Here is a 12763-nt window from a genome sequence, read left to right as displayed (position 1 = left end):
TCTCCCCGGCCATGCCTTACCCGAACATCCCGCCGTTGACCGAAATCACCTGCCGCGTGATATAGCCGGCATCGGGCGACAGCAGGAAGGCGACGGTGGCGGCAACCTCGTCCGGCGTGCCCATGCGCCGCGCCGGGATCAGGCGCAGCGCTTCCTCGCGCACGTGCGCCTCGACCATGTCGGTGTCGATCAGGCCGGGCGCGACGCAGTTGACCGTGATGGCGCGCTTGGCCAGTTCGATGGCGAGCGCCTTGGTGGCGCCGATGATGCCCGCCTTGGCGGCGCTGTAGTTGGCCTGCCCGCGGTTGCCGACCAGTCCGGAGACCGACGACAGCGTGACGATGCGGCCAGGCTGGCGGCGCTGCACCATCGGCATCACCACCGGGTTGAGCACGTTGTAGAAGGCATCGAGGTTGGTGTGCACCACCTCGTCCCATTCGGCGCCGGTCATGGCCGGGAAGGCCGCGTCGCGGGCCAGCCCGGCATTGCAGACCACGCCGTAGTAGCAGCCGTGCGTGGCGATGTCGGCCAGCAGCGTGGCCGCTGCCTCGTCGCGGCGGCTGACGTCGAAGCACAGCACGCGCGACCTGCTGCCATGGGCGCGCACCGCGTCGGCCACGGCTTCGGCTTCGTCGCGGCGTGCGCGGCAATGGACCACCACGTCATAGCCATCGCGCGCCAGGCGCAGCGCGATGGCGCGGCCGATGCCACGCGACGATCCGGTGACCAGTACGGTCGGATTGGTCATGCTTGTTGTCCTTGCAGAATTGCCATGCCGGCTCGGCGGCGGTCAGACGTTGCAGAATTCTTCCAGCACCGCCATGCGGCGGCGCGGATCGGCGACGAACGGGTTGTTGCGGTCCCAGGCATATCCGGCCAGCACCGCGCTGATCATGCTGCGGATCTCCGGCGTGGCATTGGGGTAGAAAATCAGCTTCTGGAAGCGGCCTTCATACCATGCTTCGACAAAGACGCGGAAGCAATCCACGCCCGCTCGCAGCGGCTGCGCGAAATCCTTCTCCCAGTCCACCGCTTCGCCGCCGAGCTGGCGCACCAGGCACTCCACGGCCAGGCTGGCCGACTTGAAGGCAATGGTGACGCCGGAGGAAAACACCGGATCGAGGAATTCGCCGGCATTGCCGAGCAGCGCGTAGCCATTGCCCCACAGCGAACTGACGTTGGCCGAATAGCCCGCGATCTGCCGCGCCGGGGTGTCCCAGCAGGCATCGGCAAGCAGGCTCGCCAGCCCGGGCTCCTCCGCCACCAGCGCGCGCAGCCGCTCGGTCTCGGTGCCGGTGTAGTTGTCCAGGAACGCCTTCTCCGCCACCACGCCGAGCGAGCAGCGGCCGTCCGAGAACGGGATGGTCCAGTACCAGACATCCGGGTGCTGCGGATGCACGCTGATCAGGATCTTGTTGCGGTCGAAGCCCCCCGGCGCGATCCGGTCCTCGACATGGGTGAAGAGCGCGCTGCGCACCGGGAAGCCCGACGGCGACTCCAGCTTGAGCAGGCGCGGCAGGATGCGGCCGAAGCCCGAGGCATCGAGCAGGAATTTCGCGCGCACCCGGTACCGGCTGCCCTCCGGCGCGCGCACCGTCACCTCGGGCTGCGCGCCGCTGACATCGACGTTCTCGACCAGATGCGCGAAACGGACCTCGGCGCCCTGGCGTGCCGCCTCGCGGATCAGCACATCGTCGAAGCGGGCACGCTGCACCTGGTAGGTCGTGCCCCAGCCGGGAGAGAATTTTTCGCGGAAGTCGAAGGCGGTGTGCTGGCCGGCGCGGGAGAACGCGGCGCCGTTCTTGTACTGGAAGCCGGCTTCGACCACCGCGCGCAGCATGCCGGCGCTTTCGATATAGGCCATGCTCTGCGGCAGCAAACTCTCGCCGATCGAAAAGCGCGGGAAGATTTCCTTCTCGATCACCAGTACCGGGATTCCGTGCTTGCGCAGCAGGCCCGCCGCGACCGAGCCGGCCGGGCCTGCGCCGATGATGACGACATCCGTGGTTTCCGTTTGCATGGTGTCCGATCCTTGTTCCTGGTCAGGCCGGCGGGGTGGGCGCCGCCGGCAAACGCAAGAATATGGCGGTAAATCGTCGCCAGTTGGCGTTCCAGCAACATCTTGAAACCATTTCAGGGCGCTGTCGCGCGGAATCGGGTGTGCAGCAAAGGTGCTGCAAGGGGTGCAATAAAAAGCGCATGGCGGCCGCGTTTATTTCGCTGCCCGCCATCTGACGGTGCGCTTGCCGGCAAGCCTGCCCAACTCCCGGCAAAATGTGGGACCGTGGTCACACCCCCCTTCCGGAGAATCCCATGCCAGCCACCACCATGCCCTACCGCCGCCTCGGCGTCAGCAACCTGCGCGTTTCAGCGCTGTGCCTGGGCACCATGATGTTTGCCGACCAGACCGACGAGGCCGAGGCGGCGCGCATCGTTGCCAGCGCGCGTGACCACGGCGTGAATTTCATCGATACGGCCGATGTCTACACCAAGGGCGCGTCGGAGCAGATGGTCGGCCGGCTGCTGACCGCGAACCGCCACGACTGGGTGCTGGCGACCAAGCTCGGCAACGTAATGCAGCCCGCGCCCAACCACTCGCACTACTCGCGCGTGTGGATCACGCGCGCGGTCGAGGACAGCCTGCACCGGCTCGCGACCGACTACATCGATATCCTCTACCTGCACCGCGACTATCCCGGCGAGAACCTGGAAGAGGCGGTCCGCGCGATGGGCGACCTGGTGCGCAGCGGCAAGATCCGCTACTGGGCGGTGTCGAACTTCCGCGGCTGGCGCCTTGCCGAGATCGCGCGGCTGTGCGGCGAGCTGGGCGTGCCGCGCCCGGTGGCCTGCCAGCCGTACTACAACCTGCTGAACCGCCTGCCCGAGGTGGAGATCCTGCCGGCTTGCGAGCACTACGGCCTGGGTGTGGTGCCCTACAGCCCGGTGGCGCGCGGCGTGCTGACCGGCAAGTACGCGCCCGGACAGGCGCCGGAACAGGGCACGCGCGCCGGCCGTGCCGACCGCCGCATGATGGAAACCGAATTCCGCGAGGAATCGCTGGTGATCGCACAGCAACTCAAGGCGCATGCCGAGGCGCGCGGCCTGACGCCGGGGCAGTTCGCCACGGCGTGGGTGCTGGCCAACCCCATCATTTCGTCGGTTATCGCGGGGCCGCGCACGCTGGCGCAGTTCGAAGATTACTTCGGTGCGCTCGGGGCTGCGATCACGCCCGACGAAGAATCGATGATCGATGCGCTGGTCGCGCCGGGGCATGCGTCGACCCACGGCTACAACGACCCGGGCTACCCGTTCGGGGGACGGCCGGTGGCACGCGCGCAGCAGGCATGACAGCGACGCACGCCGGCGGTGCAGGGCACGCCGGCATGTGGCGCAAGCGCGTCTCCGAATGACGCGCGTTAGCGACGGCGCGATGCAGGGCGAGGGTCAATAACGCCATGACCTCGCGCATGCTTGATGCACGCCGGCCAGACTCCTACTAATATCAAGACAGGCGGCACGCGCAATGCGCGTGCCGCGAGAACATTGCGCTTCGAGCTGGTGCGCGGATTCCGATGCGCGCAACGCCGGCCAAACAGGGAAGCCCAAACGTGTCGCGTCGTGGCTGGATTTTCGCTGGCTTGGCGGTCGCCCTCACCGGGGGCGTCTACGTCGTGTATAGCTTTGTCGCGAGCGAAGTGCGCAATTCGCACTGGCAGGCGCGGCTCATCGGCGAGCTCGGCCAGCGGCTGACCTTCGAGATCCAGCCTGGCGCCAGCGACAGCATCCGCTTTCCGCATTCCGGTCCTTACGACGCACGCATGGGCTACGGCCTGCTGCCGCAGTTCGCGCAACGGCTGCAGCAGCGCGGCTACGTTCCCGCCGAGCAGGCGCGCATGTCGCCCGACATGGTCAGGCTGATGGACCAGGGCTTGTTCGCGCCGTACCGCGAGAAGAACCAGGCCGGCCTCCTGCTGCGCGACTGCAACGGGCTGACGCTGGCGTTCGAGCGCTATCCGCAGCGCCAGTATCCCGACTTCGCCACGGTGCCGCCGCTGCTGGTGAGCGCGCTGCTGTACGTCGAGAACCAGGGCCTGCTCAACCCCGAATACCCCAACATGAACCCGGCGCTGGACTGGCGCCGGCTGTCGCGCGCGGTGCTCGACCAGTTCATCCGGCTGGCCGACCGTTCGCACGACGCGCCCGGCGGCAGCACGCTGGCCACGCAGATCGAGAAGTACCGGCACTCACCCGAAGGACGCACCGCGTCGATCCCCGAGAAATTCCGGCAGATGGCATCGGCGTCGTTGCGCGCTTACCTGGACGGACCCGACACGCAGCGCGCGCGCGAGCGCATCGTGGTCGACTACCTCAACACCGTGCCGCTGTCGGCGCGCGAGGGCTTCGGCGAGATCAACGGCATCGGCGACGCGCTGTGGGTGTGGTATGGCGAGGACTTCGGCGAGGTCAACCGGCTGCTCAAGGAAATGGACCAGCGCGCGCCCGAGCCGCGCCAGGCGCAGGTATTCAAGCGAGCGCTGTCGCTGATCATCTCGCAGCGCCGGCCGTCTTACCATTTGCGCCGCGACGACACCAACCTGGATGCGCTGACGGCCAGCTACCTGCGCTTGCTGGCCGCCAACAGCGTCATCACCGCCGAGCTGCGCGACGCGGCGCTGGCGCAGCCGCTGGACAAGGCCGCGCCGCCGCAGCGCGGGCCGCAGGAGCCGTTCGTCACGCGCAAGGCCGTCAACCGCGTTCGCGCCGATGTCACCCGCCTGACCGGCGTGGAAAGCCGCTACGACATGGACCGGCTCGACCTGACGGTCGACAGCACCATCAACCGCGAGGCGCAGCGCATCGTCACCGAGACGCTGCAGCGCGTGAACAACAAGACGGACGCGCGCGCCATGGGCCTGTACGGCCATAACCTGCTGCGCGACAACGACGACCCGTCGAAGCTGATGACCAGCTTCACGCTGTTCGAGCGTGTCGGCAACGCCAACGTGGTGCGGGTGCAGGCCGACAACATCGACCAGCCGTTCGACATCAACAGCGGCGCGCGGCTGAACCTCGGTTCGACCGCCAAGCTGCGCACGCTGGTGACCTACCTGGAAATCGTCAGCGAGCTGCATGCGCAATACGCCGGCATGGGCCGCGCCGAACTGGCCGGGGTGCGGCTGGCACGGCAGGATGTGCTTGCCCACTGGGCGGTGGATTACCTGTCCAAGGCGAAGAAGCCCGAGGAGCGCGAACTGATGGCGATGCTCGAGGCCGCGATGGAGCGCAAGTACTCCGGCAGCGCCGGGGAAGGCTTCTACACCGGCGGCGGGCTGCAGAGCTTCACCAACTTCGAGCGCTCGGCGGGCGAGCGCAACATGACCGTGCGCATCGCGTTCCAGCATTCGGTCAACCTGGTCTTCATCCGCATGATGCGCGACATCGTGCGCTACGAGACCTTCCACGCCAATCCGGACATCGGCGACCTGTTCGAGGACCGCAACGCCCCGGGCCGGCGCGAGTACCTGGAGCGCTTTGCCGACCAGGAAGGCAGCGCCTACATGGTCAACTTCTACCAGCGCTACCGCGGCAAGACTTCCGAGCAGCGGCTGGATACGCTGCTGGGCCGCGTGCGCATGACCATCCCGCACATCAACGCGGTGCGCATGTCGGTGACGCTGCTGAGCGCGCGCCCCTACCTGGACGAGGACAGCTATATCCGCATCATGCGCGCGCGCCTGGGCGACAAGCAGCTCGCCAAGGAAGACCTGCCCGCGCTGTACCGCAAGTACGGCAAGGACAAGTTCAACCTGAACGACCGCGGCTACCTGTCACGGGTGCATCCGCTGGAACTGTGGATGGTGGAGTACCTGGACCAGCACCCCGACGCCACGCTGACGGAGCTGCTGCGCGCCAGCACGGCGGAGCGCCAGGAAGTCTACAAGTGGCTGTTCAAGACGCGCAGCAAGGCGGGCCAGGACAACCGCATCCGCACGCTGCTGGAGCAGGACGCCTTCACCCGCATCGCCAGGCGCTGGCAACGGGTGGGCTATCCGTTCGATTCGCTGACGCCGTCGTACGCCAGCGCGATCGGCGCGGCGGGCGACCGTCCGGCGGCGCTGGCCGAGCTGGCCGGCATCCTGCTGGCCGGCGGCGTGGCCACGCAGAGTGCAGCGGTGCGCAGCCTGGCCTTTGCCGACGGCACGCCCTACGCCACGCGCTACGTGCTGCAGCCGGGCCCGGGCAAGCGCGTGCTGCCGGCCGAGGTGGCCGAGCTGGCGCGGCGTTCGATGCTGGACGTGGTGGAACGCGGCACCGCCAAGTCGATCCGCGGCGCTTTCACGGTGCCGGGCCGCGACGGCGGGTCGCTGACGGTGGCGGGCAAGACCGGCACCGGCGACCAGCGCTTCCAGGTGTACGGGCCGGGCGGGCGGCTGATCTCGTCGCGCTCGGTGAACCGCTCGGCGACGTTCGTCTTTACGCTGGGCGAGCGCTTCTTCGGCACCGTGGTGGTCAATGTGCGCGAGCCGTACGCGGTGCGCTACAGCTTTACCAGCGCGCTGGCGGTGCGGGTGCTGCGCGCGATCGCGCCGCAGGTGGCGGCGATGGCGCCAGGCGGCGACCGTGCGCTGCTGCGCTGCCGTGATGCGGCGCCGGGCCTGCGCATGCCGCGCGTGCCGACCATGGCGTCACCGGCCGAAGCCGTGCCGGGCGCCAGCATGGCGCAGGGGCTGGAAGCCCCGCCGCCCCGCGCCGACGCGGTGGCTCAGCCCGCGGCGCCTGCGCCGGCCAAGCCCGAAGCGCCGAGCCTGGCCGACGCCAACGATGCCATCACCGTGCGCAAGGCCAGTCAGCCCTTGCGGCGGACCATGCCGTAGATCACCAGCAGCACGATCGCGCCGATCACCGAGGCGATCCAGCCGGCCGGTTGGCCCGGCTGGTACCAGCCCATCGCGCGGCCGACGTAGCCGGCCACCACCGAGCCCAGCACGCCGAGGATGATGGTCATGATCCAGCCCATCTTGTCTTCGCCGGGCTTCACCGCCCGTGCGATCAGTCCGACGATGAGGCCAACGAACACGGTGCCGATGAATGCCATCATGGTGCGCTCCCGGTAGTGGACTGCTTAGGATGGGGGCCGGCTGCATGGTGCAGCCGGCTGCGCTTCATGATACACGCAGCCGCCGGCCGCGTATGACGCTGACGTGACAGCGCCGCTGCGGTCAGGCGCGCGCCAGCCGGAACTGGCCGACGGCCCGGTGCAGCATGTCGGCCTGGTCCTCCAGCGACGCCGCCGCGGCCGCCGCCTCTTCCACCAGCGCCGCGTTCTGCTGCGCCATCTGATCCATCTGCGACACCGCCTGGTTGACCTGCTCGATGCCGCCGGTCTGCTCCTCGGTGGCGGCCCGCATCTCGCCCATCAGGTCGGTCACGCGCTTGACCGCTGCCACGATCTCGTCCATCGCCTTGCCGGCGCTTTCCACCAGCACCGCGCCGTCTTCCACGCGCTGCGCCGAGTCGCCGATCAGCGCCTTGATCTCCTTGGCGGCGGTGGCGCTGCGCTGCGCCAGCGTGCGCACCTCGCCGGCCACCACGGCAAAGCCGCGGCCCTGCTCGCCGGCGCGCGCGGCTTCCACTGCGGCGTTCAGCGCCAGGATGTTGGTCTGGAAGGCAATGCCCTCGATCACGCCGATGATGTCGGCCACCTTGCCCGAGGCCTGCTTGATCTCGCCCATGGTGCCGACCACCTGGTTGACGATGGTGCCGCCGCGCACGGCGATGTCCGAGGCACCCTCCGCCAGGCGGCTGGCCTGGCGCGCGTTGTCGGCGCTCTGGCGCACGGTGCTGGTGAGCTGCTCCATGCTCGCCGCGGTTTCCTGCAGCGAGGCGGCCTGCTCTTCGCTGCGGCGCGACAGGTCGGCGTTGCCCGCGGCGATCTGCTTGGCGGCGCCGGCGATCGAATCGGCCGAGCCGCGGATGCTGCCGATCGCGCCGGTCAGGCGCGCCTGCATGCGCTGCATCGCGAACAGCACGCTGTGCTCGTCGCCCGGGCGCACTTCGACATGGCCGGCGAGGTCGCCCTCGGCAATGCGGCCGGCGATCTGCGCGGTGGCCGCCGGCTCGCCGCCGAGCTGGCGGTGCAGGCTGGCGGAGACGCGCACCATCACCAGCGACATCAGCGCGCCGACCGCCAGCAGCAGGCCCAGCGCCTTCCACAGCTCGGCGCGGAACGCCGCCTCGATGTCATCCAGGTACAGCCCGGCGATAAAGTTCCAGTCCCACGGGCGGAAGTTGGCCACGTAACTCAGCTTCGGCTGCGGCGCCTCGGCGCCCGGCTTGGGCCACAGGTATTCGACGAAGCCCTTGCCGGCACCCTTGCCGATCGCGGCGATATCGCGGAACAGGTAGACGCCGTTAGGGTCCTTCATCCCCTCCATCGCCTTGCCGTTCATCTCCGGCTTGAACGGGTGCATCAGCACCACGGTGTCGGAGCGCATCAGCGTGAAGTAGCCGTCGGCGCCGAAGCGCATCGCACGCACGCGCTCGATGGCCTGCTGCCTGGCCTCGTCGGCGGGCAGCTTGCCGGCCCTGGCCAGCGCTTCGTACTCGGCCACCACCGAGACCGCGGTGTCGGTGACGTGAGCCAGGTCGAGCCGGCGCTCATCCATGCGCAGCGTGCGTATGTGCCAGGCGTTCCACAGCGTGATGCCGAGCAGGCAGACCCAGCTCAGCACCAGCGGCAGCATCAGTTTTTTCTTCAGGCTCAGGTTGTCCAGCATGCTTTCCATTCCTCCTTCAGCGCATTGCGCATTGCTCATCGGTGACACGCATCTGCGGCGTCATTCGTGGTTGGCGCCTGTCCGGGCATGCGTGTGCGTCTGCGGGCTAACGGCGGGGCAGGAAACTAACTTGATTGGGGTAATACCGTCCATGGAAGCGGTGTGGTTGTTTGGCTTTAATACATTTGCCTTATAAGTGCTGTAGTGAGCGCTTATTTTTTATGGGTGGCATGCGAGACGTGCTGCTGCCGGCTCTTGTCGCGCCGTTGCCCCCGGAAATCCGGCAGAATCGGCGCGTTGCACCGACGTAGCCTTTCTTATCTCCATCGATCCCCGCGCACATGGCCACCTTGCCGAGCCCCTCCGAAAACACCCACCGCCACGAGGGGCCGCTTGCCGTGTTCCTGGTGTTCCTGCACCTCGGCCTGACGTCGTTCGGCGGTCCGGTTGCGCACCTGGCGTTCTTCCGCGATGAGCTGGTGCGGCGCCGCCAGTGGCTGAGCGAGGCCGCCTATGCCGACGTGGTCGCGCTGTGCCAGTGCCTGCCTGGCCCAGCCAGCAGCCAGACCGGGATCGCGCTGGGGCTGTCGCGCGCGGGGTACGCTGGCGCGCTCGCCGCATGGCTGGGTTTCACGCTGCCGTCGGCATTGCTGATGATCCTGTTCGCGCTGGGCGTCTCGCACTACGGCATGGCCGCGGCACCCGGGGTGCTGCACGGGCTCAAGCTGGTGGCGGTGGCGGTGGTGGCGCAGGCGGTGTGGGGCATGGCGCGCACGCTGTGCCGTGGCCCGGTGCGCATCGCCATCATGATCGCCGCCACGGGCGCGGTGCTGGCGCTGCCGGGGGCGTGGACGCAGGTGGCGGTGATGGCCGTTGCGGCGCTGGCGGGCGCCTTGCTGCTGCGGCCGGCGCTGGCCGGCACGCATGAGCCGCTCGGACTGCCGGTCAGCCATCGTGCCGGGGCGCTGCTGCTGGTGGCATTCGCCTTGCTGCTGGCCGGTCTGCCGGTGCTGGCGCAGTTGAGCGCCGATCCCGCCGTGCGCCTGTTCGATGCCTTCTACCGCGCTGGCGCGCTGGTCTTCGGCGGCGGCCACGTGGTGCTGCCGCTGCTGGACGCCGAAGTGGTGGCGCCCGGCTGGGTCGGCAAGGAAACCTTCCTCGCCGGTTACGGCGTGGCCCAGGCCATGCCCGGCCCGTTGTTTACGTTTGCCGCCTTCCTGGGCGCCTCGTCGCAGGTGCCGCCGTCCGGCTGGGCCGGCGGGCTGCTGTGCACGGTGGCGATCTTCCTGCCCGGCGCGCTGCTGGTCATCGGCGCGCTGCCTTACTGGGATAGCCTGCGCCGCAACCGCCGGGCACAGGCGGCTCTGGCCGGCGTCAACGCGGCCGTGGTGGGGCTGCTGCTGGCGGCGCTGTGGCAGCCGGTGTGGGTCAGCGCGGTGCGCGGGCCGCTCGATATCGTGCTGGTCGCGCTGGCGCTGGTGGCGCTGATGCTGTGGAAGCTGCCGCCCTGGCTGGTGGTGCTGGCCAGCGGCGTGGCGGGGTGGGCGGCGGGCACGTGGTTGTAGCGCCGCTGTCATAGTGGCTATAGCGGCGCATCCGAGGAGGGCGCGCGCCGCACACACACACAAAGCCTGACCCTTGTAATGCGCCGTAACCTGACGCGCCCGGAACCGTTTGCGCATTCAAATGCGAACGATTATCCTTCTCTCCTGCGTCCGTCATTGTGATGGCAATGGCACAACCCCTGCGTCTTGTGTGCAAGGCGGCGCTCCAGCTTCCCAGGATTCCCAGCAGGGCCGGCCGCCGGTCCTACCGGGGCCAGCCGCCTACCACCGCGATGACCGAATCCCAGCCAGCTTCCGGCCAGCAGCGCCGCGCGTTCTGGCTCAAGCACCTTCACCAGTGGCACTGGATCAGTTCCGCGATCTGCCTGATCGGGATGATGCTGTTTGCCGTGACCGGATTTACGCTTAACCACGCATCGCAGATCGAGGCAAAGCCCGCGGTCGAGACGCGCCATGCCACCGCCCCCGCTGCGCTGCTCGACACGCTGCGCGCGCAGGAGCCCGCTGGCGACGGCAAGGCCCGCGATCGCAAGGCGCCCGTGCCCGAAGCGCTGGCCGCCTGGCTGGCACAGGCGCTCGATGTCGATGCCGGCGGGCGCGAGGCCGAATGGTCGGCCGATGAAATCTACGTGGCGCTGCCGCGCCCGGGCGGCGATGCCTGGGTCAGCCTTGAGCTCGACAGCGGCGAGGCCCAGTACGAGAAAACCACGCGCGGCGCGATCTCCTACCTGAACGACCTGCACAAGGGCCGCAACACCGGCCAGGCATGGAGCCTGTTCCTGGATGTGTTCGCGCTCGCGTGCCTGGTCTTCAGCGTCACCGGCCTGTTCCTGCTCAAGCTGCATGCGGGCGGGCGGCTGGCGACCTGGCCGCTGGTCGGCCTGGGGCTGGTGGTGCCGCTGCTGCTGGCGGTGTTGTTCATTCACTGAGCCTGGCCCTGGCCAGGCACGCCGGCATCCCGATCGATTTTCCTGCTGCATCTCACTGACGAGGTTTCTCCGAATATGCGCCGACTGCTCTCCGTCACCCTGACCGGCATGGCCACGGTCCCGTTCGCGGGCCCCGCGCTGGCCGCCGACCTGAACGTCAAGGTGGAAATCCCGCGACTTAACGTGGCCGGGTACCACAAGCCCTATGTGGCGATGTGGGTCGAGCGCGCCGACCAGAGCCCGGTGCAGACCCTGGCGGTCTGGTATGACGGCAAGCTCAAGGAAAACGAGGGCACCAAGTGGCTCAAGGACATGCGCCAGTGGTGGCGCAAGGCCGGCCGCGACCTGAACATGCCGGCCGACGGCATCTCGGGCGCGACCCGCGCGCCGGGCGAGCACACGGTCAGCTTCCGCGACGGCAAGAACCCGCTGGGCAAGCTGCCGGCGGGCGACTACCAGCTGGTGGTCGAAGCCGCGCGCGAAGTCGGCGGACGCGAGCTGGTGCGCGTGCCGTTCACCTGGCCGCCGCAAGCCGCACAGACCGCCCGCGCCAAGGGCGACCACGAACTCGGCGGTGTCACCGTCGACCTGAAGCCGTAATCCTTCCCGGAGCCCGACGATGAAACCCGCCGCCAACCTGTCTGCCATCCTGTCCCCCGCCCGTTCCCGCATGGCCACCCACATGGCCACCAACCTGGCCGTGCTCGCCCTGGCCGCGCTGGCGCCGCTGGCCGCGCACGCGCACCGCCAGTGGCTGCTGCCGTCGGCCACCGTGCTGTCGGGCAACGATTCGTGGGTGACCGTGGACGCCGCGGTCTCCAACGACCTGTTCTACTTCGAGCACGTGCCGCTGCGCCTCGACAACCTGCAGGTGACCGCACCGGACGGCAGCGCCGTCAAGGCCGAGAACGCGGCGACCGGCAAGTACCGCAGCACCTTCGACGTGCACTTGACGCAGCCGGGCACGTACCGCGTGGCGGTGGTCAACCAGGGCGTGTTCGCCAGCTACAAGGTCGATGGCCAGGCAAAGCGCTGGCGCGGCTCGGCGGAGAACTTCGCCAGGGAAGTCCCGGCCAACGCGCAGGAGCTGACGGTCACGCAGGCCGAAGGGCGGGTCGAGTCCTTCGTCACCGCCGGCAAGCCCAGCGACAAGGGCCTGCGCACCACCGGCCGCGGCCTGGAGCTGGCCCCGATTACGCATCCCAACGACCTGGTCGCAGGCGACACCGCCAGCTTCCGCCTGCTGCTCGACGGCAAGCCCGCCGCCAATCTGAAGGTCGAGGTGGTGCCGGGCGGCATCCGCTATCGCGACAAGCTGCAGGAGCTCAGCGTCACCACCGACGCCGACGGCAAGTTCAGCGTTAAGTGGCCGGCGCCCGGCATGTACTGGATGGAAGCCGAGGTGCGCGACGACAAGGCGACCTTCAAGCAGGCCAAGTCGCGCCGCGCGACCTACGCGGTCACGGTAGAAGTGCTGCCGCAATAAGCATTG

General features: G+C 68.7%; 10 protein-coding genes. 6 read left to right on the top strand and 4 right to left on the bottom strand.

Annotated features, from left to right (window positions below; translation table 11 throughout):
* Nucleotides 1–16: 16 nt before the first annotated feature.
* A complete protein-coding gene (fabG, locus tag E0W60_RS05775; protein ID WP_133095610.1) occupies nucleotides 17–748 on the bottom strand; it encodes a 3-oxoacyl-ACP reductase FabG in 732 nt (243 codons plus the stop codon).
* Between the two features lie 42 nt (nucleotides 749–790).
* Nucleotides 791–2020: an NAD(P)/FAD-dependent oxidoreductase gene (locus tag E0W60_RS05770; RefSeq protein ID WP_135703320.1), complete on the bottom strand. Its 1230-nt coding sequence runs from the start codon at nucleotides 2018–2020 to the stop codon at nucleotides 791–793.
* 293 nt (nucleotides 2021–2313) lie between these two features.
* Between E0W60_RS05770 and E0W60_RS05765 the strand changes: the two genes are divergently transcribed.
* Both E0W60_RS05765 and E0W60_RS05760 read left to right on the top strand, forming a co-directional pair.
* Entirely contained in the window at nucleotides 2314–3348 is a 1035-nt protein-coding gene (locus E0W60_RS05765) for an aldo/keto reductase (protein WP_135703319.1), read from the top strand.
* A 260-nt stretch (nucleotides 3349–3608) separates the two neighbouring features.
* Nucleotides 3609–6875, top strand: coding sequence for a transglycosylase domain-containing protein (locus E0W60_RS05760; RefSeq protein WP_135703318.1), 3267 nt, complete (start codon nucleotides 3609–3611; stop codon nucleotides 6873–6875).
* Here E0W60_RS05760 and E0W60_RS05755 read toward each other — a convergent pair.
* Complete coding sequence (locus tag E0W60_RS05755; RefSeq protein ID WP_133095615.1) at nucleotides 6848–7099, bottom strand: GlsB/YeaQ/YmgE family stress response membrane protein; 252 nt, start codon at nucleotides 7097–7099, stop codon at nucleotides 6848–6850. The two genes, E0W60_RS05760 and E0W60_RS05755, sit on opposite strands and share 28 nt — an antisense overlap.
* Nucleotides 7100–7220: 121 nt before the next feature.
* A complete protein-coding gene (locus E0W60_RS05750) occupies nucleotides 7221–8777 on the bottom strand; it encodes a methyl-accepting chemotaxis protein (RefSeq protein ID WP_133095616.1) in 1557 nt (518 codons plus the stop codon).
* Nucleotides 8778–9118: 341 nt separating this feature from the next.
* Between E0W60_RS05750 and chrA the strand changes: the two genes are divergently transcribed.
* The 4 genes from chrA (at nucleotide 9119) to E0W60_RS05730 (ending at nucleotide 12757) form a co-directional block, all read left to right on the top strand.
* Complete coding sequence (chrA, locus tag E0W60_RS05745; RefSeq protein WP_135703317.1) at nucleotides 9119–10342, top strand: chromate efflux transporter; 1224 nt, start codon at nucleotides 9119–9121, stop codon at nucleotides 10340–10342.
* Between the two features lie 272 nt (nucleotides 10343–10614).
* A complete protein-coding gene (locus E0W60_RS05740) occupies nucleotides 10615–11271 on the top strand; it encodes a PepSY-associated TM helix domain-containing protein (protein ID WP_135703316.1) in 657 nt (218 codons plus the stop codon).
* Nucleotides 11272–11346: 75 nt separating this feature from the next.
* On the top strand, nucleotides 11347–11871 hold the full coding sequence (locus E0W60_RS05735; RefSeq protein ID WP_135703315.1) for a DUF2271 domain-containing protein: 525 nt from the start codon (nucleotides 11347–11349) through the stop codon (nucleotides 11869–11871).
* 19 nt (nucleotides 11872–11890) lie between these two features.
* Nucleotides 11891–12757 carry a DUF4198 domain-containing protein gene (locus E0W60_RS05730; protein WP_135703314.1) on the top strand — a complete coding sequence of 289 codons (867 nt, stop codon included), beginning with the start codon at nucleotides 11891–11893 and terminating at the stop codon, nucleotides 12755–12757.
* Nucleotides 12758–12763: the final 6 nt, after the last annotated feature.

Source organism: Cupriavidus oxalaticus (genome assembly GCF_004768545.1).
Lineage (GTDB): Bacteria > Pseudomonadota > Gammaproteobacteria > Burkholderiales > Burkholderiaceae > Cupriavidus > Cupriavidus oxalaticus_A.
This window is presented reverse-complemented; position numbering and strand designations above follow the sequence as displayed.

Bases quoted from the DNA above. Each gene is read 5' to 3' on its own strand.
- E0W60_RS05750 (WP_133095616.1), bottom strand. From the start codon at position 8,777: ATGCTGGACAACCTGAGCCTGAAGAAAAAACTGATGCTGCCGCTGGTG.
- E0W60_RS05730 (WP_135703314.1), top strand. From the start codon at position 11,891: ATGAAACCCGCCGCCAACCTGTCTGCCATCCTGTCCCCCGCCCGTTCC.
- E0W60_RS05770 (WP_135703320.1), bottom strand. From the start codon at position 2,020: ATGCAAACGGAAACCACGGATGTCGTCATCATCGGCGCAGGCCCGGCC.
- chrA (WP_135703317.1), top strand. From the start codon at position 9,119: ATGGCCACCTTGCCGAGCCCCTCCGAAAACACCCACCGCCACGAGGGG.
- E0W60_RS05735 (WP_135703315.1), top strand. From the start codon at position 11,347: ATGCGCCGACTGCTCTCCGTCACCCTGACCGGCATGGCCACGGTCCCG.
- E0W60_RS05740 (WP_135703316.1), top strand. From the start codon at position 10,615: ATGACCGAATCCCAGCCAGCTTCCGGCCAGCAGCGCCGCGCGTTCTGG.
- fabG (WP_133095610.1), bottom strand. From the start codon at position 748: ATGACCAATCCGACCGTACTGGTCACCGGATCGTCGCGTGGCATCGGC.
- E0W60_RS05755 (WP_133095615.1), bottom strand. From the start codon at position 7,099: ATGATGGCATTCATCGGCACCGTGTTCGTTGGCCTCATCGTCGGACTG.
- E0W60_RS05765 (WP_135703319.1), top strand. From the start codon at position 2,314: ATGCCAGCCACCACCATGCCCTACCGCCGCCTCGGCGTCAGCAACCTG.